The following is a 22,584-nucleotide window of genomic DNA, read 5'->3' as shown; positions in this document are numbered from 1 at the left end:
TATGTTCATTCTCCCGCATCTCTGATCCATGATAGAGATCCTGCTTGGCACGGCCCTCGGGGTGGTCCTCGGTACTGCCAGCGGGATAATTCCCGGCGTGCATGCGAATACGCTTGCCGGTGCCCTGCTCAGCCTCCAGGTCGCCCTCCTCTCGTTTCTTGGACCCGTCGCGCTTGCCGCGGCGATGTTTGCCGCTCTTATCACGCACACATTTGTTGACGCGATACCCAGTACGTTCCTGGGAATACCGGATACTGATACCTCCCTTGCCGTGCTCCCTGCACATGCTCTCTGTCTCCAAGGCAATGGCGAGGAAGCCGTCCGGATCGCTGCTCTTGGCAGTGCCTGCGCCATGATCATTGCCATCCCGCTCTCGATACTCTGTTTTTACCTGCTTCCAGCTCTCCAGCCGTATTTCGACTGGTGGATCGGAATCCTGCTGATCGCGACAGTCGGCTTCATGATAGTCACCAGCGAGTCGCCGGCCTGGGCGCTTGCGATCTTTTCCATGTCCAGCATTCTGGGGTTATTTGCACTCCGGTACACATTCCTCAGCTGGCACACCATTGGAGGAGGCAGCGCTATCCTGATGCCCCTGCTCACCGGGCTGTTCGGCATTTCCGTCCTCCTCACGGCATCCCGCGGGTCATTGCCGGAGCAGGTGTTCCGGGGGATCCGGATGGAGGACGGGACCGTGATGAAATGTTCCCTCCTCGGTACCCTGGCCGGCGTTGCCGTCGGGTGGCTCCCCGGGCTCTCTACGGCTTCTGCCAACGGCGTTCTTGCATCTGTCATCGGCTACGAGAAAGACCGGCGGGCGTATATTCTTGCAACCAACGCGGCCAATACCGCGAATGCTTTCATCGGGCTGGCGGCTCTCTTCGCGCTCTCCCGGATGAGGAACGGGGTGATGGTCGCGCTCTCCGAGCTCCCGCTCCCATCGATGAGCGAGCTCATGGTGACCGGGGTGCTTGCCGCATGTGCTGCATACCTTATCACCATCCGGCTCTCCCGTTCGGCTCACCGGCTGTGCGGTATTGACAGCCTGATGCTGAACCGGGCGGTGATTGCATTTGTTGTACTCCTTTGCATCGTCCTTACCGGGCCCTTCGGTGTCGTGATTCTTCTCCTGGCAACAGCCATCGGGCTTGTCCCCTATCTCGTGAACGTCCCGAGGGTTTACTGCATGGGTGCCATCATGTTCCCTGTAATGCTCTACTCATTCGGGGTGGCCGGCGTATAACCCAGGGTGTCCGGTGGGGATGGCGATCTATGGTTTTATACGGGTGCAAACCCCTTAGTTTCCTATCATGCCATCCTACTGGTTCGGGGATATTGAGGACGGGCGCTGCATACCGTTCACCGGAGACCCGCCCGCCATTGCCGGCCGAGTCCGTTCCATCCATACCGACATGGACACGTTCGTCCCGCCGGACTGGAAAGCGGCAGTAAGGTGTGGTGCCTGCAAAGACCGGGGAGAATACCTCTCGCGGCTCCGGGAGGTATGTTTTGCCGCTGCAGAACGGGGGATCCGCGACCAGTACGCCGGGAAAGATGCCGAACTGCTCCAGATGGTAAGAACACTTGACGGGATGGACGAGGCGATCAACCTGCTCTCCGGGCGGGTGGCGGAGTGGCACCAGATCCTGCACCCGGCCTTCTCCCGCAAGTACCGGAGGACACCGGCACATGTCCTCGTGAAAGGGATCTCCCGGAACGGGAGGGGAGCATTAGGGAAAGTCGCGGCCCAGATCGAGGAGCTTGCGGCTGCACGAACCGAGCTTGCAAAAGAGGTCTCTGCACGGGCAAACCGGGTCATGCCCAATACGAGTGCCCTGATCGGCGGGCTGGTGGCAGCCCGGCTCATGTCCCGGGCAGGGGGGCTCCTCCCTCTCTCCCGGCTTCCGGCGAGCGCCATCCAGGTCCTCGGTGCACGGACGGCCCTCTTTGCCCACCTGCGGACCCAGTCCCCCTCACCAAAGCACGGCATCATCTTCCAGCACCGGCGGGTCCACAACGCCTCCCGCCAGCTCAGGGGCAGGGTCGCCCGCGTGCTCGCCGGAAAACTTGCGATTGCCGCACGTATCGATTATTTCCGGGGTGTGGCTGCACCGGAGTTCCTCGAATCGGCACAGGCCTCTATCGATGCTGCCGGGAAAGGGGCAGGTGCGACGAGCGCGGGGGAAGGTGAACCGTGATCTGGATCGGGGACGTGCTGGTTTCCCGGGGCGAGGGGGGTGTCTATAATGAACGGATGCTCGGGGGTGCACGGGTCTGGGACCCGTACCGGAGCAAGCTTGCAGCCCTTTACTTCACCGGTACCGGCAGAGACATTACTCAGGAAATGCGGGTGCTGTACCTTGGTGCTGCGAACGGTACAACCGTTTCCCATGTTGCAGATTGTGCAGAGGTGGTCTATGCCGTGGAGTTTGCACCCCGCCCGATGCAGGACCTGCTGGAAGTCGCACGGCGGCGCAGAAACGTTGTCCCCATCATGGCCGATGCCGCCCGCCCTGAACAGTATGCCCCGCTCGTGGAAGCGGTCGACCTGCTCTACCAGGACGTGGCGCAGCCGGAACAGGCAGCAATTGTCCTCAGGAACTGTGCATTTTTAAAAACCGGAGGCGACCTGATCCTTATGCTCAAGACCCGGAGCGTGGACGTGAGAAAGGAACCGGGGGAGGTGTTCCGCGACACGGCTGACGCGCTCGAAGCCGGCGGGCTGGAGATTACCGAATCCGTCTGGCTTGCCCCGTACCACCAGGACCATGCCGCTATCATCTGCAGAAAAATCCGCACCGGGGGATCCGCGTGACCGATGGGATCCGGTTGTATTCGGGAGGGGCACTCCCGTTCATCGCCATCCTCCTCCTCATAGGGCTGGTCATCGTCATCATCCCGCTGCTCTTCCTCGGGCTGGTCGGCGCTGCGTTCACCCGGCTGGGGTTCTCCTGGACTGCAGCGCTTGCGGTAGTCCTGCTGATGCTGTTCGGGAGTTTTATCAATATACCCCTCTCTACGGTACGGCGGGAGATGGTCCGGGCAGGGCACGGGGAGTTCGCATATGACGGCGCGAATGCCCCGGCTTCAGCGCCGGTATGGGATACAGTAATCTCGCTCAATCTCGGCGGGGCCCTCATCCCGGTCATCGTATCATTCTATCTTCTCTCACGTGCGATTTCACTTATGGGCACATCAATACTCATACCGGTGGCAACCGGCATCGTGATCGTGGCAGTGATCGCGTACGTGGCCACACGTTCTGTACCCGGGTACGGTATCAGGGCACCGCTATTCATCCCTGGGCTTGCAGCACTGCTCTGCGGGCTGCTGTTCACCGGGGGGACCGGGCTGACGGCGGGTGTCACCGCGTTTGTTTCCGGCACGGCCGGCACGCTTCTCGGTGCCGGTATTGCCCGGCTCCCCGCAATAAAGGATCTTGAAGTCCCTGAAGTGAGCATCGGCGGGGCCGGTATGTTCGGTGCTGTGTTTCTCGCATGCGTCCTTTCAGCCCTTGTCGCATGATACAGGACGGGATGCAGATTTAAAAACCGGTATTTTCCGTCAGGAAAACTGCACAAAAGAAGTAGCCCGGAGCAGATTCGAACTGCTGTCGGGGGATCCAGAGTCCCCCATGATTGACCGCTACACTACCGGGCTGTCTGACCCATATTTTTTGCCGCTGTTGCTTAATTAAGGTGACGGACAGTTGCGGGTCACACGGATTTTGCCTGGTCGCAGCGCCCGCAGGCCCGGCAGACCTCCCGGACCGGATGGATCAGCGTCCCTTTCCCGCAAAATGGTTCGATGTCGTGGACGTCCCGCAGGTAGTAAATATGGGGGACAAGGGAAATGTGGGTGTAGGTCCCGCACGGGACCCCGAGCTGGCCGGCGATGGATTTCTGGAGCTGGACGAGCGCATACATGTTCGCACCGGCTGCGGTGAGCATATCGTTTGAGCGGAAGACCACCCGCATACTGAGCATTCCGTGCCGAAGGACACACTGGACGAGCTGGAGGCAGGGGCAGTCATCGAGTTTTTCATCGATGACGGGGTTCCAGGTGATCGCGATCGCACGCCGGGATACCGGCGACGTTTTGAGTTTGTCGACAATATAGGCAATCTGGTCGATATGCACGGGCTGCCCGCCAGTCACCAGCCGTTCTCCCCAGTCAAAGAGCCTGCCATGGTAGTCGTACTCGAAGGAGGCATGGGAGCCGTGGAGCAGGTCTTTTGCATACTGTTCCACGAACTTCTGCTGGAACCGGGAGTGCGGGCTGGTCATCGGTTCCGCAAGCGGGGTATCGACCTGCAGGGCGACCTCTTCGAATTCGACCGTCGCTTCGGCGTCCTCGGTCTGGAGCACCCAGCCCTTCTCCAGGATCATCCTGATGACCTGCTCGTGTGCCAGCCCGATGCTCGGTGCCCGGATAATTCTCATACTAAGGCATTTGTCATCCGATATTGTATATCTGTTGAAATCCGGACCGGCCGCTACCCACGGTTATAGCATGTCTCATACATTCTGAATATTGAGGAATGGGGGATACGGGTCCACAACAAAAGTGCCGGTGTTAATTAAGCATCCGGATAGTAATTATTCATTTTCTTATAAAAAAATTGAATATTAACTAAATTGTAAGAGTGTACACACAGTTCGACAATAAACTTACCAGCATGCGCGAGTTATATACTCTGCACAGTCCCATCAAAGTGGCATTCCCGGTTTATCATGGGGCCGGATGCGGGACAAAAAAATTGATTTTATTGTCCTGATTGCCAAAAAGGGGACGCATCTCCCCCGGAATCACCGGAAAAATCAACCACAAAGGATATATTGGCTCTTTTACAAATACTGTTTCATATTCCGTCTAAACGGAGTATGGGGCTCGTAGAACCGTTATTCGGCATTTGTCGAATACCGTTCCCGGCTTGAATTGTATGATGTAAACTTTGGAGGAATCGAACACATGACTAAGCGATTAACGATTGCACTTGTTGCACTTGCGTTGTTCGTTCTCGTTGCTGTACTGCCGGTATCGGCTACAGATTATGTTATGCTTACGGGAGTCAACCAGGGCGCACAAGTGTTCATTGGGGAAGAACATTTAAACCTTACCAATGCACTAGTTTCCGCAAGTAACGGAGGTACATTGAACACCACGATCGGCTGGTGGGCATCAGCTGCACAGATCGGCACAACCACACCAAGCCAGGTGGTTACTCTGGCCAACGGTCAGTACCAGTCATTCACCGTTGCACCGTCTACCTTCGTCGGGTACACCGGTGTCTGGTACCTCGTGAACCCGGCCACGGGTAGCGCATGGGCAGGTCCAATACCGGTCATCAACGTGCAGGACCCGTCCCTTACCCTCGGAGTCTGGGACTTCGACCAGTCGGTCGATGTAACCGGAGGCTCGGTCCCCCAGGGAGAGAATCTCGGGTTTACGATTGGAACCAACATGTACGGTGTCTTCACAAACCGTTACACGGACGCACTTGCACCCGTTGCACAGACGCAATCTGCGGGATACATTACCATCAATGCTATTCCCGCTTCGGGAACAACGCTTACCGCACTGTACAACGTTTCTTCTCTAACCAATGGTCTTACCAAGTTGCCCGTTGCCACCTCACCGTACAGATGGCCACTTAATGGTCAGATACCTGTTAATGCATGGGCTACCGGCCTTGTCAACAACGTAAATGGTAATGGCCAGTACTATTACCCGGCAGGGACGTACACGCTCTACGCAGAGTCGGACCTCAACAACATGAAGGCCAACTACCTGAACGGCGGAGCAAGCTTCACCGGGAAGACCATCAGCGCGACCCAGACCGTCACCCTTGTCTCCAACACGGTGAAGATCGAGGCCAACATGGATACTGTTGTCCGGACCAAGCCGTTCTCAGTCACCATCACGGGTAAGCCATCGCAGAGCTACAATGTCTGGGTCAAGGACACCACGGGCTTTAGCAACTCGGTTGACAGCGCGGCCCCGTTCATCGACACCAACCAGAACAGCGTCAATGTCAGTGACTTTATAACCGGTGCGTACATCTACCAGAACTCTCAGCAGACTGTCGCACAGGATACACAGGACAGCACGCGCTATGCGAACGTAACCCTTTCCAGCTCCGGTACCAGGACCGTCCAGTTCCTCACGACCAACTGGACCAAGGCACAGCAGTACACGATCCGTGTAGAACAGGACTTCGGATCCGCTGCAGCGGGCCACAACTACAAGTATGACGAAGTCACCGTGACTGTCCAGAAGGGAACCGTTACCGTTGTAGCGGCAGGCGACCAGAGCTACTACCTCGGCGAAGAGATCCTGTTATCGGGTACCAACACCGAGTCGGCAACAACCTACCTGCTCCTCTTCGGACCGAACCTCGGGACCACCGGCGGGATGCTTTCCCAGCCGCACACGGCAATCGCTACCGGTGTTACAACCAACTTCGACACTGCACCTGTCCAGGGCGACAATACCTGGTCCTTCAACTGGGGAACAGCAGGCATTGAACTCGATGCAGGTACCTACACAGTCTATGCAGAGAGCCAGGCTGTAGCAGCAGGTGACCAGAAGAACCTCGCCAATGAAGCGTACGGCACTGTCTCCATCGTCATCAAGAAGCCGTTCGTCTCTGCAACCGCATCCTCGTCAGTAATTGCACAGGGTGACACCATAGACATCACCGGTACTGCAGAAGGCAACCCGACACCCGGCATTGCAATCTGGCTCATCGGTACGAACTTTGCATTCTACACCACCCAGAGCGTGAACGCTGACGCATCATTCGACTATCAGCTCAAGCAGGCCAATACCGCCGGTCTCGCGGCAGGCCAGTACTTCGTCGTTGTCCAGCACCCGATGCAGAACAACCGGTTCGATATCGTTCCGCAGACTGCCTCCGGAGGATCCATAACCGGTTTGCTGTCCGGCACTCCTGTCTGGGTTGTCAACCTGCAGTCGACGACAAACACGGGTACCACCTACAACGCGAGCCGCATCTTCCAGATCGCAGGAGGAAGCAGCCTGCAGGGATCCGATGCAGCCGAGGCACTTGTCGAGGGCATTACCAACGCTAATGTCGACGACACCTACACCAAGCTCCAGTTCCTCGTCGAGGTACCTGCCATCACGATCAACCCGATCCCTGATGCGCACGTAGGCGACAAGTTCACCATCACTGCAACCACCAACCTCGCAGTCGGTGACCAGGTCCTCGTCCAGGTCTACTCATCATCATTCAAGCCCACTGACAAGAGCCAGAGCGGCGAGTTCAGCGGCGCAACCGGCACGGTCGCAGTCGCACAGGGCACCAATGGCCTGAACACGATCTCGTTCCCAGTTGACGCATCGACGTTCAAACCGGACGAGTACATCGTTCAGGCATCAGGCGTCCTCCAGTCAGCCACCGGCACTGCACTCTTCAACGTCCTCGAAGGCGCTGCCCCAACGGTAGCACCGACAAAAGTTGTAACAACTGCAGCACCAGTCACGACTGTCCCGGCAACCGTTGCAATGACCACCGTACCCACCCCGGTCCCGACCACCAAGTCGCCCGGCTATGGTGCACTGATCGCATTGATCGGTCTCGGTGCAGTTGCATTCATTGTCGTGCGCAGGCACTGAACTAACATCAAAATCTCCTTTTTTTAAAGTGGTCCCGTTCCACAAAAAATTATCCGGCTTTATTTCGGGCATCTGGTGCGAAAGCAACCGGTTATGTGCTTCCCGGGTTCCGGCTGCCTGCGTGGCATCGTTTTTAATGTCCCGGCAGTCAACGTAGATGTGAAAAATGTATCCTGCCGGATACGTTGTCATCTGTGGTGATGTGAACAATGAAACTGGTTGCAAAAATTCTCGACATCGCGACGCGGGGTGTGTTGTTCAACACGCTCGACGCCCGCAGTATGGGCGTTCTCAATGGCGATCGTGTCCAGGTGATAAACCCGAAGAATGGCGTTTCAGTTGCAGCATTTGTAGAGACGACATCCACCATTATTCAACAGGGAACAATCGGCATATACCGTATAACGAACGAACGCATGCATATCGAAGAAGGCGCGGAAATAGAAGTCCGGGAAGCAGGCCGGCCCCTCTCACTCGATTATATCAAAAAGAAGATGGACGGTGGCAGGCTTACCAAGGAGGAGACCCTGACAATCATCAAAGATGTGGTGAGGGATGACCTCTCTTCGGCAGAACTCACGGCATTCATCACAGCATCCTATGTAAACTCTCTTGATATGGATGAGGTGGAACACCTCACGAGAGCCATGGTAGAAACCGGCGAACAGATCAAGTTTGCATCACGGCCCATCGTCGATAAACACTCCATCGGCGGAGTCCCCGGCAACAAAATCTCATTGCTTGTTGTCCCGATAATTGCCGCAAGCGGACTGAAGATCCCGAAAACGAGTTCACGTGCAATAACCGGTGCCGGTGGAACGGCGGACCTTATGGAAGTTCTGGCGTTTGTCGAATTCTCATCCAGTGAAGTGCAACAGATGACCGAAAAAGTCGGTGGTTGTATCGTATGGGGCGGTGCCACCAATATTGCTCCTGCCGATGACCGGATCATCATCCAGGAATATCCCTTCAAGATCGATGCCCGTGGCCAGATGCTTGCAAGTGTGATGGCAAAAAAGTTTGCCGTTGGTGCAAACCTTGTGGTGATCGATATACCGGTCGGGCACCTGACCAAAGTTGCGACTATGCAGGAAGGAAGAAAACTTGCGCGGGAATTCATTGAGCTCGGGGAACGGCTCAACATGAAAGTCGAATGCGCCCTGACGTACGGGGACATCCCCGTAGGTCACAGCATCGGCCCGAAACTGGAAGTGATCGAAGCCCTGCGTGTGCTTGAAGGTGCGACCGAGCCCAATTCTTTCCTCCAGAAAAGCGTTTCAATCGCCGGTATTGCACTTGAGATGTCCGGCAAAGCACAACGGGGCCAGGGTGCGGCAATAGCACAGGACATCCTCACCAAGGGCAAAGCACTTGAAAAATTCCGGAAAATGATCGAGATCCAGGGGGGCGATCCCAACGTAAAATCGTCCGATATTGTTCCGGGTGAGCACCAGTTTATTGTGAAGTCTCCCGCATCCGGATATATTATCGATATGAACAACCGGTCGCTTATCAGTCTAGCCCGCACGGCGGGCGCTCCCCACGACCCGGGTGCAGGGATCCTCCTGCATGCAAAGAAGGGAAAACTGGTGAAGGAAGGGGAGCCGCTCTTCACGATTTATGCTGAAAGGAGCTGGCGTCTCCAGAATGCGATTGAGGAAGGACGTCGTCTTATGCCGGTTTTTGTAGAAGGAATGCTTCTGGACCGGGTCCCTTCGATATCGGAGATTTGAACCGATGTCCTCAAATATGAGCAGTGGGCGATATTTTAGTATGTATAGGCATAAAAATCGTTTGCTTTTTGCTTTGCTGTGCATTATCCTGCTCTTCAGCGCTGTACAGGCAAACACCCTGCAGGTAACCGTGCAGGACCGTTTCGATAATTCTACCATCCCTCATGCTTCGCTCTTCCTTAACGGAGTAAATTACGCCCTGACTGACAACAACGGCCAGGCCCTGATAACCAGCAATGGTCTGAACGATCTCGACATCCGCGTCTCCATGGCCGGGTATAATACCTGGGAAACGATGGTGGATCCAAACACGACGAATCTCATTGTCAGCCTGACCCGGCAGGGTCTTACCCTCAAGGTTGACCTCATCGACTCTGATACACTCGCGCCGGTCTATGGAGCGAACGTCACGATCTCAGGGACAAATCTGACACAGAAAGAACAGACGGATGTCTCGGGTTCTGCAAGCTTCGGCGTTACGGCCGAAACGTTGTATTCCATCGATATCACTGCTGCAAATTACCAGCCGCGGAGCGTTACGCTTGCCATGGGCACCGATGATCAAGAGGTCCAGTATTATCTGTTGTCCAGTAACCGCTTCTCATTTGTTGTGACCGACAAGGATACCAGTTTACCTGTTGTCGGCGCGGAAGTCCTGCTCAATTCAGTTCCTGTCGGGATGACCAACACAAAGGGAACGCTCATAACACAGGTCACCCGCGGGAAATCCTATGTCATTGAAATAACGGCTCCGGAATACCAGACATTTTCCGAAACGCGGACAATCAGTGAGACAGATGCACTGGATTCCGTGGAACTCTCGAAGATTCCTGTCGGCGCATTTATCTACGCAGTTGATGAAAGTCAGGCCCCTGTTGCAGGGGCGAACGTCTACGTCAACGGAACCCTTTCAGGCACCACGAACCAGTACGGACGGGTAAGTTTACCGGACCTCGTTTCCGGCTCCTATCTTATCGAAATCGGAAAACCCGGATATGTTACCGTGAGCCAGCCGATATCAGTCTCGAACCAGAGCGAGGATTATCCTTTTACTTTGCAGCCTGAAAATGCGGCTCTTACTGTCCTGGTCCAGGACAAAGACCAGCAGATCGTCCCCAATGCCACCATCGCCATAGACGGTAGCATCGTCGGGGCTACCGATGTTCACGGCCAGTACGCTACCCATGTCGAATTCAATACATCCTATAATATCACTGCGTCCAAGGATGGGTATCGGCCATCATACGTCCAGGAACAGGTAAGCCCGGTGAATTCATCTGCTTCCGTCACCCTGACCCTGGAGAAAAGTTTGGATTTTGGGCTTATTACCATGATTGTCGTCGGCGTCATTTGTATCTTAGTCCTGTTCGCCGCCATCAGGATGTTCGGTCACCGGAAACGCCGCCATGTGGTGAGAAGGAACGAAATTTGACCTCTCATCACGGGAAACCTGTCATTTTTCGATCCGGGTGAAATACAACCCTCATAATTTTTTTAAAATAATATCATCGGACATGAGCGAAAGTTCTGACGGTTCTATAGAAATCATTGGCTTTCATTATAGACTCTCTTGGGGGGACTGCTGTTCCCGAAGGGAAGAGCAGGCTGGAGAAGACCTCATCAGAGTTCTTCGACTCTCCGCGGTCCAAGATTTTCTGAAGAAAATCTTCTCCACTGCCTTTGGCAGTCCCCCCCGCTCGGGCATCCCCATATTGAGATAGTCCCTTAGAATGTTGGTGAAAATCCCGCCGAAAAAATAGGGAGTCGAAGATTTACTTCGTAAATCTTCTCCTCTTCGAGGTCTGAAGACCTCTCAGAGATTCAAGGGGACGCTCCCCTTGCGTTGCCCCCCCTCTGGGGAGACCGCTGTTTCCGAAGGGAAGACCAGGCTTGAGAAGAACCGGCAGGTTCTTCGATTTTCGAGGCGGTTCATCAGAACCTTGAGGATAAGAAGAAGTCGTCAGAGTTCTTCGACTTGGGAGAGGGGGTCACTCTCATAACCGTTGAAAAATGTAAGCGAATCACACGATATAATCGGATTTCTAGAGAAGCCGTTCTGGCAATCATTTCTGTTTTGGTAAGAACGGACCCAGCGGGAATCGAACCCGCGTCCTTGGGTTCGAAGCCCAAGAGGATATCCTCTACCCCATGGATCCTTCTCATCTTCTTTACATCAAAAGATATTAAGTATTTTCTCCCGAAAAACTAAGCAATGATTCTTTCTGCATCTGAGTTTGTCCGCCGCCGCGATCTGGATTCTACGGAAGGAAAACTTGTGATCAACCCCTATGATGGCGAATGCCAGCAACCTGCCTCCTACGATCTTCGTTCTGCGTCCGATATGACACTCCCCCTGGGAACCTGTACTCTTCTGCCGACCCTCGAGTGGATCGAGCTCCCTGCCGACCTTGCAGGAACACTCCGGTGTAGATCATCGTTCGGGCGGCGCGGGATCCTGCTGGGCGCCGGATACATCGACCCGGGATTCCGTGGACAGCTGACCTTATGCCTTTCCAATCTGGGATGCGCTGATATTATTGTGCAGAAAAACGACCGTATAGTACAGATTATTCTCCATGAAGTCCGTGAGGGGAATGAGAGATATTCGGGGCGGTACCAGGACAGCCTTGGCATCGTAGGGGCGAAGTAATATGATTCGTACAGAAAGAAAATATATTGAAATTTTACGGATTCTCAAAGAGCACAAGGATCCGATGGGAGCAAAACGCCTTTCTGAGCTTATGACTGAAAGGGGATTTATCCTGAGTGACCGCGCAGTCCAGTATTACCTCAGTTACCTTGATACCATGGGCTTCACCGAAAAAGTCGGGAACCAGGGAAGGATACTGACTGCCGCGGGAATGAAAGAGACCGATAATGCTCTTGTGGATGACCGGATTGGCTTTGTTATTTCAAAACTTGAACGACTAGCCTATCGGAGCACATTCGATCCTGCAACCAGCACCGGAGACGTGGCATACAACCTATCCATTGTACCGGAGGAATCCGCTGAAAAGGTGAAGTCCGCTTTTGATGAAGTTGTCAGGGCAGGATGCGGTTTTTTTAATTCTTACCGTATCATAGACCATGATCCCCGGGTCCCCTCAGGCTCGGTCGGGTTCATTACCCTGTGCAGCATCTCAATGGATGGTGTATTCCAGCGAAAAGGCATCCCTGTCAGGATGGCGTTTGGCGGAAGACTTGAGATTGAAAACGGCGTCCCCAGGCAATTCAGGGATCTCATCGCCTACCGCGGGACAACCATCGATCCCCTCGAACTATTCATTTCGGCCGGTCTCACCTCCATATCCGGTTTTGCCCGGTCAAAAACTGGTATTGCTCTTGCAAACGTCAGACAAGTACCGTGTGCTGCCAAAAAGCACGTGGAGGAGACAATCCGTATGATGAATGCCTGCGGATTTGTTTTTCCGGTGACCCTGGGGAACCAGGTTTTTAACCTGCCCAACAGCCCTTACCGTCTCTCCATTGTTGCCTTCAGCGGAATGAATTACATCGGGAATACTGTCGAACATGGCATTCCGATAAAAACGGAGATCGGGGCTGGCAATATTCCCTTCTCAAAGGTGATAGGACCGAACTGATCAGATCCAGGAAATATCATCATGTTTTAATGTTTTTCCCCTCTTTTTTCTGGGGTTCTGACACTGCTTCGCCTTCAGCAGTCCGGACCGTATCCGCGTCAGGACTCTTCGCACTCCTGTCCGGTCTTTTCTGTTTCAGGCTCGTATGCATAAGCGAAGTATCCCTTACCTTTGGAATGGCACTCCTCTGGATTTTTTTCCCGTCGAAAATTTCATCTTTTACCCTGAAGCCCGGCTCCTTCAGATCGACTGTCATTTTATCCAGCGCCTCCTCCGGCACAGAGTTACCAGATACCCCTTCTGGTATACGTTCATCCGTAGCTGCACTTTCATGTACCGGGGTATCCGGGACCAGATTTTCCTGCGAATGCAACACGGGTTTTCTCTTTTGCAGAATAATCGTCTTTTTTTCCATCTCGGGCGGCCGCGGTTTTTCGGATGAGACGGTTGCGTTCGGAATCTCCCGCGTCGATCCGGAAGTTCCCGGAGTGGTTCGGTCAGGTTCTGAATTGGCATTATCAGGTTTTGCTGCTTTGCCTGAGATTGCAATCATCCGCTGCCGCTGTAACTCCTGTTCGATTCTGTGCCGTGCGATATCTTTCGTCCGTGCAGCTGAATCAGACACCGGCCGGGCCTCACGTCCCTCATCTGGGCCATAGGAGATTATTTTTCCAGTCTCTTTTTTCGGGAGATGCGAACTCATTGAGGAGGACTCTCGTATCCGCTGGTCACGTGGGTCATTTCCAGGCGTAGTATCTTTTCCCGGAGTAACAATGACCCGGCGCTTTATTACTCTGGGACGGTCATCCGTCACGTGATATATTTTCTCACCTGCTACTTTTTGTGATAAAAGCTCTTCCTTCCTCTGGCTTGTCCCCGATGTTGGACGCAGGCTGGCCTGTGGCAGATAAGAATCGGTTTCAGGTACGATCCCCCGAAGCCCCCCATATTCGCCGGTCTCCCGGCCGTGTCCCGGATTTCCGGCATCATCAGGAGAATCGTAACTGTATCGTTCCTGCTTCATTTTCGTGGGAAGGATGATCATCTCGTCTTTGCCATTTCCCGCACTACGAATCGAGGGAGATATTTTACCACGGCTTGTTTTCGGATCTGCATCCTGTCCCGGTGCTCCTTTCTCTGCAGGTGCCGACCGGATATCGCCATGCCGGGATCTGGCACTGTATTGTGCCCGGATTTCCCGGAGCTCGCTGATACGGGGGATATTTTCAAGTCCGGACAGCATGATGATGATAGCAACATTCTTGGTATTCATCACCGGATAATCTCCGGACCGGGTCTCAAGTCCCCTGATGCTCCGGTCTATCCATTTCCTCACCGTCATATATCCTTTCATGGAGAGCTCATGTGATGGGCCCGCTACAAGGATAAGCGCCTTATGGGCGCTCGTCATGTCACACGGTGTTGATATCTCGTGATAAATTGCCTGTTTTGCGAGCTCAACAATACGCGAGGCCTTCTTTTTGCTCTCTTCATTGAATATTCCCGCCGGTTTCCACTGGGTAAGGAAACCCAGCGGATTGGGAGAGAGACGTTCAACAGCATATCCAATTGTGATGAACCCCATCCCTTTGATGGTGTTGAGTACCTCACCGGAATCCAGGACCACCTCTGCCAGATCAATCCCGCCATCGGCCCTGAACTCTCCTGCACGGAGGATCAGACTTATTCTCCTGACTATCGTTTCATTGAGGAGGAGGTAGGTAGCAAGTTCCGATGAGATTTCGGGCTCTGCCTTCCCGAATCCGAATCTCCTTGCAATTCCAGCCTCTTTCTTTCGAAGGTGAGTGCTCCGTGCTTTGATTTTTTTATACCATGTCTCATTATCAAAGAGGATCATCCCGTCAAGGAGCGGTGAAAGGATATCAATATCATCTGATGCTTTTGCAGATCGCTTCTCCCCTTCGGCAAGGCAGGGCAGGGTGACCAGTCCGAAAATGGGTTCCACGATCGATGCCCGCAGGCTGGTAATGACATGCGGAACAATGTCTGTCATGCTCCCGCCAAGCCCGCAGCAGATAAAAATCGCGTCAGTTTCCCCGGATTCAAAATTATGGATCCTTGAAACAATCTCTCCGATATCGATGGTGGCAGTCGGACCTGCCCCTCCTGAAGTTTCATGGCGGTCCGGATCGAGCGAAGGGAAGAATATCTTTGAAGGTTCCGGAAGGCCTTCGAGCTGTCTTAGCGTGGTTTCGTCTACGTCTACAGCAAGGCCCTGGATACATGCCACTTTACTGCTGTGCCGGTCAGTCGTGTAGAGACTATCGACTATCCTGCATCCCGCCCCGCCTAATCCGATTGCCACTATCCGCATAGAATTGACCTATAAAACCGATCGACCCCGGGGTCTACGTATTCATTCTATATATTTTCCAACCGGAGTTCAATATCTTATAGGATAATTGTTCCGGCAGAAAAAAGGTTTCCCTGCAGAACGGAGCTCCTGCGTGCGGAACCGCCCATAAGGGAAACCTCAAACGATGCCTGAACTGGTAAGATCATCCTGCGTTCAACCCGGCTGTGATGGTGATTTCGAAAGGATATCCCGGAACTGGGGCTGAATTGGCTGATTTGCGAACGGATCATCAAAAAGTGCCAACGTAAAATGATAATTTATTTAAATGCGTGTACGGTAATACTCAATGAGGTGAACAAGCCTTGACATATGGAATAGAATTCGTACCAGGAAATGTCAATGTAAAGCAAGTTGTCAACTTCTGTAAACTTGCAGAGTCCAAAGACATAGATTTCGCATGGATCACAAACCACTACAACAACCGCCACTGCTACCCCACCCTCGCCGCGATCGCGCAGGCGACCACGACCCTGAAGATGGGCCCGGGTATCATGAACTCATTCACGGACACCCCTGCCGCAATGGCATCGTTCTTCTGCACGCTCAACGAGATTTCCGATGGACGCGCAGTCCTCGGTATCGGGCCCGGGGACCTCTCAACGCTCCCAAAACTTGCAATCAAGGCAGAAAAGCCGGTTGCACGGCTCGAGGAGGCTGTAACGCAGATCCGTAAGCTCTGTGCCGGTGAGGAAGTCAAAAAATCAGGAATGGCATTCTTTGACTACGATGGTGCCAAGCTGACCGGTGTCAACCTTCCTGACAAGAAGAAAGGCGTCCCGATCTACATCGGTGCGCAGGGTCCCAAGGTTCTTGAACTCGCGGGACGTGTTGGTGATGGTGCGTTAATTAATGCATCCAACCCTAAGGACTTCGCAATCGCGATTCCGATCATCAAGGCCGCAGCTGATAAAGTCGGCAAGAAGAACTTTGATATCGGTGCGTACACCGCCATGTCCATCGACCAGAGCGAGAAGAAGGCACGAAACGCTGCAAAGATTGTCGCCGCGTTCATCGCAGCCGGCTCACCGCCGGACCTCCTCACCCGCCACGGTCTTGACCTTAATAATGTCGCAAAGATTAAGGCGGCACTGGGTAAGTTCGACTTCAAGACTGTCGGGGAACTCGTGGGAGACAAAGAGATCGATGCATTTACCATTGCAGGTACTCCTGAAATGGTGAAGGCAAAGTGTGATGCCCTGACCAAAGCCGGCGTCACCCAGATTATCTTCGGTTCACCACTCGGTCCCGACATGACCAACTCCATCCGCCTGCTCGGCAAGCATGTCGTATAAGCGCGGAACTCGGTTTCTGCTGGCTACGACGAACAAGGCAATGATGCCTTGGAAAAACCTTTTTTCTTTGTTGGTTCCCCTCCAAACGGAAACGTCTGCCCTCAATGGCCTGTTCATTCATGTGCAAATGACTATCTGTTCCTGTCGGAAATATAACCATGAATGGGAATGTTTTCAGTCAGAGAAGTGATCACCCCTTCAGGGACATTACAATACCGTGAAGAGCAATTTACCGGGCTGAGATGCAGGATCAGTCCTGATCGCTCGAAGCGACACATCGATCAGGCATCGTATAATCCCCCGGACCCGGGGGACTGCCCTTTTTGCCGGGAGAATGTTTTTTCTGTCACGCCGACATTCCCGGACGGTTCACGGATAACCTGCGGAGAAAGCGTGACATTTCCCAACCTCTTTCCTTTTGGGGAAGGACATGTTGTTACCGTGATTACCCGGGATCACTGGGTTACATCGTTCACCAGACACCAGATTATCGATGCACTCTCAGGGCAGATCGAAGCTCTTCGCCGTTACAAGGGCTATGCCAGCATCAACTGGAATTTTCTCCCGTCAGCAGGGGCAAGCCTGGTGCATCCTCATATGCAGGGGCTTTGTGATTCAGCGCCATCCAGGATTGTCGAACGATATCTGGCCGCCGGCAGGCAATACCGGCACCAGTATGGCAGGGCCTACTGGGACGACATACGGGATGCGGAGAAGGCATCTGACCGCTATTTATTCGGGGAGGAAATCGTCTGGTCTGCCCATGCTGTCCCGCAGGGAGAACGCGAAGTGCGGGGGATCCTGCCGGTCTCGTCGCTCGGCGAAGTTGATCCGTACGTGGACCTTCTGGCTGGTGGGATCCTCGAAATTCTTTCCCTGTACAGGAAGTTCGGGACATGCGCATTCAACCTGTCTCTTTTTTTCAACAAGGATGGAGACGACGGCGATCTCTCTGCATTCTGTTCTCTTATCTCCCGGATCAACCCGAATCCGTTGGCGACAAGCGACTCCGCGTTCATGGAGCGACTGCACCTTGAGCCGATCATCATGACACTCCCTGAAGACCTGGGAAATTTCTATAGAAACACAAAAAAATAAAAAAATTTACTCGAATTTTGCAACGAGTTTCTTCTTGTTGACGATAATGCCATCCTTCTTGTGGGGCTGGCGGAAGACGCTGTCTCCTGCCTTCTCGAGCTCGCGGGCCTGGTCACAGAGTTGTGCCGCGACCTTCATCATCTCGTGAGCGCTTGCAACGATCGGGATGTATTTCTCCCATTCCTTGGTCATGAAGCAGCCCTTGACGTTCTGGCCTGCAACAGCCATGGCGATCTCGTGGGCAGCGCGTGCCTTTGCAAGCGCGTAGGGGTTGGTGAACTCGCCATCGACAGCCTTGTCAGTGGTCATGATGACCTTCGGCAGCTCAATTGCATCGCCTTTCTTTCCGGCCTTGACCTGGTCGATGACCTTGTCAAGGGCAAGCTGCATCTTGCGGAATGCACCGGTAAGTGCCAGCACTTTGACGAGGTTGCCGTTGTAGTCGGCCATCTCGACGGGGTCGAGGAACTCGCGGCGGGCGCCGATCATGGAGTCGGCCTTCATGATGATGTACCCGAACTTGCTGGCCTTGACTCCTTCCCACTCCTTCTTCGTGGTTACATCATCAGTGATGATGACAACCGGGATGCCTGCTGCAGCGAGCTGTTCGCGGGCACCGGTCGGTCCTGGAAGAACCCCGTTGGGGGAGACTACAATACAGAAGTCCGGTTTATATGCCTTCAGGTTGGAGACCACGCGGTCAACATCCGCCGGCTCGAGTTTAGTCCCGCTGGTCGCCATGAATGTTTGCATATCTTCACGGTCTGCTCTCTCATCGAGAAGCAGCTCTGCCATCACACCACTTGCAATGTTGCCCAATTTGGCAACGCCTACTTTAACAACCATCTAATATCACCTCGATATTTTTTATAACACGTTATATGACCCGGTATTCATATAAACATTTTGAAATGTCCTGTCTCCCGAAAAACGGGGAAAATCAGTATTTTTGATTTTATTAAAGACTTTCCCTGCGATTCTGGCTGTCAAAGGATCTGAATTGCGATGTTAACGAAAAGTGTTTAAGTTCAGATGGAAAAATTGATACTATGAAGGACGGGTTGCTCACTGATCGCCAGATGGAAGTTCTCAGGTATCGAAAGCAGGGTCTGACCCAGCAGCAGATAGCTGACATCATCTCCACGTCAAAGGCGAATGTCTGCACTATCGAAAAGAGCGCCATGGAGAACATCCGTCGGGCAAAAGAGACGCTCGAATTCCTCTACACCCTTGATGCGACACACCTCTGTACCATACCGTCAGGAACGGACCTTTTCAACGTTCCTGCAATCATATTCGGGGAAGCAGAGAAGATCAATATCAAGGTCAAATACGATACCATTTCCCTGATAAACCGGTTGAGGGAGTCGAGGTCCCAGTCATGCAAGGCCCGTGTTGTGTGCGAGGATATCAGCGTATACATAACCGACCAGGGAGAACTGTATTTTGGGTAAAAGATACAGCGACCTTCCGGATTTGATGAGGAACCTCAGAACTTCTCCCCAAAAGCTGGCATATATTTATATTCTTCTCTCTGCAATAATTATGGAAGCCGATATGAGGTTATCCTTTGCGGACCCGCGTGCCTGACGTTACGGTGCATGCCGGATTTTGCATACGGCAGGACCTGGCCTCCGGACACAGGAGCGGTTCTGCCGTGGGTATACCCAGATTGGTGGAGACCCTCCCGGGCGGGAGGGTACCCCGAGAAGGAGTTGTGATTTATCACAACAGGCTGACAGAGTGGGTCTGATCAGGCGCATGGGCGGACGTTCGTGCAACGAGCCCGGTCCTCATGCTGTAAAATACGGCAGGAGGAAGCGCTATAGTCAGGATCTTCTTTCGCGAGACAGGGACGCTGGTGCACACCAGCAGAGCGATGAGCTGGTCTCATACGCATATCCAGAGCCGGGTGAAGGATTCGTCCAGAACAATACAGTCCACCAGAATGGACTGCACACGGGATCTGCATTCGATGAAGCACCCGTGTCGCGTGTTGGCTTTTAGAGAAGCGGAGTTATCACACAATCTCGGATTAATGTCAATTCGTGTCGCAATGAGAATAACCTACACGCAGAAAGGATTGATTTACACATGCCAAAAATAAACAGACCACGCCGTGGTTCTCTTGCATTCAGCCCAAGGAAGCGTGCAAAGAGCCCGATCCCGAAATACCAGTCGTGGGCCCCCAGCCAGGGAGCACCGATCCTGCAGGGGTTTGCCGGATACAAAGTAGGTATGACGCATGTTGTCATGGTGGACGATCACAAAAACAGTCCTACCGAGGGGAAAGAGATCATGGTGTCCGTCACCGTTATCGAAGTCCCCACCATGAAAGTTGCCGCAATCCGTGCCTATTCACGGGATACCTATGGCAAACACGCCTTGACGGAGATATGGGCGGACCAGCTTGACAGCGTGCTTGGGCGCAGGATTACCCTGCCCAAAGACTACGACAAGGAAGCAGCACTCAAGAAATTTTCGGATGCCTTAAAGGCAGGTACGGTAGCCGAGATCCATGTTCTTACGTATACACAACCGGCATCTCTCTCCGGTGTTCCCAAGAAAGTTCCCGACCTGATGGAGATCAAGATCGGCGGTGCAGACCTCGGCAAACAGTTTGAATTTGCCCAAGGTCTTCTCGGGAAAGAAGTATCCCTCGAAAGTGTGGTCCAGACGGGTGCCTATGCAGACATTACCGCAATAACAACCGGTAAGGGGACACAGGGTGTCGTAAAGCGCTGGGGAGTCGCCCTGCGAAAGCGCAAACACGCAGTCGGCGGCAAAGAGCGCCACATCGGCACTCTTGGCCCGTGGAACCCGCACCACATCCGCTGGGAAGTTCCCCAGATCGGACAGATGGGATTCCAGCAGCGAACCGAATTCAACAAGCGGATCCTGAAAATCAGCGAGGATGCCAGTGAGGTAACCCCGGCCGGTGGATTCCTCCATTACGGTGTACTCAAGAACCCGTATGTTCTCATAAAAGGGTCAATTCCCGGCCCGGTAAAACGGCTCATCCGTATCCGTCCGGCAATCCGCCAGGGTGAACATGTCGTCAGGATGCCGACAATCCAGTTCGTGAGCGTCCAGAGCAAGCAGGGATGATCAGAGATGAAAGCACAGGTTAAATCACTTGACGGCGGAGTCACAAAAGACATCGAACTCCCGGAGATCTTTTCCGAGGATTACCGCCCCGATCTGATCAAGAAGGCAGTGATGGCCCTCCAGAGCACACGGAGACAGCCGCACGGGACATACCCGTATGCAGGTATCTGTTCATCGGCAGTCGGCTGGGGAAGCGGTCGCGGTTCATCCCACGTTCCCCGTATCAAGAACGGGTCGCGTGCAGCAAAAGTCCCGCAGGCAAAAGGTGGCCGCGAGGCACACCCCCCGGTCGTTGCGAAGATATTGATCAAGGAGATCAACCAGAAGGAAAAACAGAAGGCCTTCCGGTCCGCTGTTGCCGCAAGTATCAGCAAGAACCTTCTCAAACTCCGGGGACACACTTTCGAAGGTGCAGTACCGATCGTCTTTGAGGATACGCTCGAGTCACTCGGCCGCACGCAGGACGTCATCTCTGCACTTACCACTGCAGGTGTCTACAATGACATCGAACGGGCAAAGGAGAGCAAGAAGGTCAAGGCAGGAAGAGGCAAGATGCGCGGACGCAGGTTCAAGCAGCGCAAGAGCCTCCTGATTGTGACCGCAGAAAAACCGCTGCTCGCAGCACGCAACCTTTCCGGTGTCGACGTCGTTACCGTTGACCAGCTGAATGTTGAGCACCTAGCACCCGGAATGCAGGCCGGACGTCTGACGGTCTGGACAGAAGGTGCACTCATGCGCCTGGGGGGGAGATAAATGACCCTCAAGTACCCGTTTGTGACAGAGAAGGCAATGGTCCTCTTGGAGAACCAGAGCAAACTCCAGTTTCTCGTCACCCGCGAAGCAACCAAAGACGACATCAAGCGCGAGCTTGAAAAAGCGTTTGGGCAGAATGTCAGGAGCGTCCGCACCCTGATGAACATGCACGGCCAGAAGAAGGCAATCGTGAGCTTTGAGAACGACAAAGCCGCCGAGGAGATCCTCAGCCGGCTCGGTATAATGTAGGTGGGGAGCATGGGACATCGAATCACAACACAAAGCCGGGGCAAGGGAGGCCCGACATACCGGGCACCATCCCACCGGTACAAGGCAGAACTCAAACACATCGGTGACGACACGCAGAAGATCACGGGGACGGTCATCGATATCGAACACGATCCCGCCCGGAATGCGCCGATCGCGCTCGTTAAACTTGAAGACGGGAAAAAAGTCTACATGCTCGTCACCGAAGGGCTTGGCATCGGGGAGATCATTACCTGGGGTGCCAATGTCGACGTTAAGAACGGCAACACGCTCACGCTCCAGAATATTCCCACCGGTACATTCATCTGCAATATCGAAGCCCGCCCAAATGATGGCGGCAAGTTCGTGCGTTCATCGGGAGTCCAGGCAGTCGTGGTCGACAAGATTGAAGACCGTGTCGGCGTCAGGATGCCCAGCGGCAAGACGAAATGGTTCAACCACCGCTGCCGGGCAACCGTTGGGATCGTTGCCGGAGGCGGCCGTGTCGAGAAACCGTTTGTGAAAGCAGGCAACAAGTACCACAAGATGCAGAACACCGCATCCAACTGGCCACGTGTCCGTGGTGTCGCGATGAACGTCATCGACCACCCGTTCGGCGGCGGCGGACACCAGCATACCGGCCGCCCCAAGACCATTGCACGGGGAACCTCCCCAGGCAGGACCGTCGGCCATGTGGCAGCACGCAGGACAGGTAAGAGCAGGAAGTGATGGGT

The 22,584-nt window shown here is 53.9% G+C and carries 19 protein-coding genes and 2 tRNA genes; 16 read left to right on the top strand and 5 right to left on the bottom strand.

Going from position 1 to position 22,584, the window contains the following annotated elements:
- The first annotated feature begins 28 nt into the window (after positions 1–28).
- From ABSB80_RS10480 to ABSB80_RS10465, 4 genes are all read left to right on the top strand, one after another.
- The gene (locus ABSB80_RS10480; protein WP_428370568.1) at positions 29–1,243 is read left to right on the top strand and encodes a tripartite tricarboxylate transporter permease; all 1,215 of its coding nucleotides are present in this window, start codon (positions 29–31) and stop codon (positions 1,241–1,243) included.
- 67 nt (positions 1,244–1,310) lie between these two features.
- On the top strand, positions 1,311–2,198 hold the full coding sequence (locus ABSB80_RS10475) for an NOP5/NOP56 family protein (protein WP_428370567.1): 888 nt from the start codon (positions 1,311–1,313) through the stop codon (positions 2,196–2,198).
- Positions 2,195–2,815 (top strand): fibrillarin-like rRNA/tRNA 2'-O-methyltransferase, encoded by a 621-nt coding sequence (locus ABSB80_RS10470; RefSeq protein ID WP_428370566.1) that lies wholly within the window; start codon positions 2,195–2,197, stop codon positions 2,813–2,815. The genes ABSB80_RS10475 and ABSB80_RS10470 overlap by 4 nt, the downstream gene beginning before the upstream one ends.
- A complete protein-coding gene (locus ABSB80_RS10465) occupies positions 2,812–3,525 on the top strand; it encodes a DUF1614 domain-containing protein (RefSeq protein ID WP_428370565.1) in 714 nt (237 codons plus the stop codon). Before ABSB80_RS10470 ends, ABSB80_RS10465 begins: the two co-directional genes overlap by 4 nt.
- A gap of 62 nt (positions 3,526–3,587) precedes the next feature.
- Here ABSB80_RS10465 and ABSB80_RS10460 read toward each other — a convergent pair.
- Positions 3,588–3,660, bottom strand: a tRNA-Gln gene (locus tag ABSB80_RS10460).
- A 56-nt stretch (positions 3,661–3,716) separates the two neighbouring features.
- A complete protein-coding gene (locus ABSB80_RS10455) occupies positions 3,717–4,442 on the bottom strand; it encodes a thymidylate synthase (RefSeq protein WP_428370564.1) in 726 nt (241 codons plus the stop codon).
- Between the two features lie 529 nt (positions 4,443–4,971).
- Between ABSB80_RS10455 and ABSB80_RS10450 the strand changes: the two genes are divergently transcribed.
- The 3 genes from ABSB80_RS10450 (at position 4,972) to ABSB80_RS10440 (ending at position 10,806) form a co-directional block, all read left to right on the top strand.
- Complete coding sequence (locus ABSB80_RS10450; RefSeq protein ID WP_428370563.1) at positions 4,972–7,641, top strand: MEMAR_RS02690 family S-layer glycoprotein; 2,670 nt, start codon at positions 4,972–4,974, stop codon at positions 7,639–7,641.
- Between the two features lie 209 nt (positions 7,642–7,850).
- Positions 7,851–9,374 carry an AMP phosphorylase gene (locus ABSB80_RS10445; RefSeq protein WP_428370562.1) on the top strand — a complete coding sequence of 508 codons (1,524 nt, stop codon included), beginning with the start codon at positions 7,851–7,853 and terminating at the stop codon, positions 9,372–9,374.
- A 73-nt stretch (positions 9,375–9,447) separates the two neighbouring features.
- Entirely contained in the window at positions 9,448–10,806 is a 1,359-nt protein-coding gene (locus ABSB80_RS10440; protein ID WP_428370561.1) for a carboxypeptidase regulatory-like domain-containing protein, read from the top strand.
- A 652-nt stretch (positions 10,807–11,458) separates the two neighbouring features.
- Here the strand turns inward: ABSB80_RS10440 and ABSB80_RS10435 are convergent.
- Positions 11,459–11,530 (bottom strand) — tRNA-Arg (locus tag ABSB80_RS10435).
- 56 nt (positions 11,531–11,586) lie between these two features.
- Here ABSB80_RS10435 and ABSB80_RS10430 point away from each other — a divergent pair.
- Together ABSB80_RS10430 and ABSB80_RS10425 are read left to right on the top strand one after the other, a co-directional pair.
- On the top strand, positions 11,587–12,024 hold the full coding sequence (locus ABSB80_RS10430; protein ID WP_428370560.1) for a dCTP deaminase: 438 nt from the start codon (positions 11,587–11,589) through the stop codon (positions 12,022–12,024).
- Position 12,025: 1 nt separating this feature from the next.
- A complete protein-coding gene (locus ABSB80_RS10425) occupies positions 12,026–12,976 on the top strand; it encodes a DUF128 domain-containing protein (protein WP_428370559.1) in 951 nt (316 codons plus the stop codon).
- Between the two features lie 19 nt (positions 12,977–12,995).
- On the opposite strand, the gene ABSB80_RS10420 is transcribed toward ABSB80_RS10425, so the two are convergent.
- Positions 12,996–15,302, bottom strand: a complete 2,307-nt coding sequence (locus tag ABSB80_RS10420; protein ID WP_428370558.1) for a tubulin/FtsZ family protein — start codon at positions 15,300–15,302, stop codon at positions 12,996–12,998.
- Positions 15,303–15,655: 353 nt separating this feature from the next.
- Here ABSB80_RS10420 and ABSB80_RS10415 point away from each other — a divergent pair, with 353 nt between their 5' ends.
- Positions 15,656–16,645 (top strand): 5,10-methylenetetrahydromethanopterin reductase, encoded by a 990-nt coding sequence (locus ABSB80_RS10415; protein ID WP_428370557.1) that lies wholly within the window; start codon positions 15,656–15,658, stop codon positions 16,643–16,645.
- A 168-nt stretch (positions 16,646–16,813) separates the two neighbouring features.
- Positions 16,814–17,743, top strand: a complete 930-nt coding sequence (locus tag ABSB80_RS10410) for a galactose-1-phosphate uridylyltransferase (RefSeq protein ID WP_428370556.1) — start codon at positions 16,814–16,816, stop codon at positions 17,741–17,743.
- A 6-nt stretch (positions 17,744–17,749) separates the two neighbouring features.
- Here the strand turns inward: ABSB80_RS10410 and ABSB80_RS10405 are convergent, their stop codons facing one another.
- Positions 17,750–18,589, bottom strand: a complete 840-nt coding sequence (locus tag ABSB80_RS10405; protein WP_428370555.1) for a F420-dependent methylenetetrahydromethanopterin dehydrogenase — start codon at positions 18,587–18,589, stop codon at positions 17,750–17,752.
- A 203-nt stretch (positions 18,590–18,792) separates the two neighbouring features.
- Between ABSB80_RS10405 and ABSB80_RS10400 the strand changes: the two genes are divergently transcribed.
- The 5 genes from ABSB80_RS10400 to ABSB80_RS10380 all read left to right on the top strand — a co-directional run bounded on the left by ABSB80_RS10400 (position 18,793) and on the right by ABSB80_RS10380 (position 22,579).
- Entirely contained in the window at positions 18,793–19,197 is a 405-nt protein-coding gene (locus ABSB80_RS10400) for a Tfx family DNA-binding protein (protein WP_428370554.1), read from the top strand.
- Between the two features lie 640 nt (positions 19,198–19,837).
- The gene (locus tag ABSB80_RS10395; protein WP_428370553.1) at positions 19,838–20,851 is read left to right on the top strand and encodes a 50S ribosomal protein L3; all 1,014 of its coding nucleotides are present in this window, start codon (positions 19,838–19,840) and stop codon (positions 20,849–20,851) included.
- A 6-nt stretch (positions 20,852–20,857) separates the two neighbouring features.
- On the top strand, positions 20,858–21,604 hold the full coding sequence (rpl4p, locus tag ABSB80_RS10390; protein ID WP_428370552.1) for a 50S ribosomal protein L4: 747 nt from the start codon (positions 20,858–20,860) through the stop codon (positions 21,602–21,604).
- Positions 21,605–21,853 (top strand): 50S ribosomal protein L23, encoded by a 249-nt coding sequence (locus tag ABSB80_RS10385; protein ID WP_428370551.1) that lies wholly within the window; start codon positions 21,605–21,607, stop codon positions 21,851–21,853.
- Between the two features lie 9 nt (positions 21,854–21,862).
- Entirely contained in the window at positions 21,863–22,579 is a 717-nt protein-coding gene (locus tag ABSB80_RS10380; protein WP_428370550.1) for a 50S ribosomal protein L2, read from the top strand.
- Positions 22,580–22,584: the final 5 nt, after the last annotated feature.

It is taken from the genome of Methanoregula sp. (assembly GCF_050010295.1).
GTDB lineage: Archaea > Halobacteriota > Methanomicrobia > Methanomicrobiales > Methanospirillaceae > Methanoregula.
This window is presented reverse-complemented; position numbering and strand designations above follow the sequence as displayed.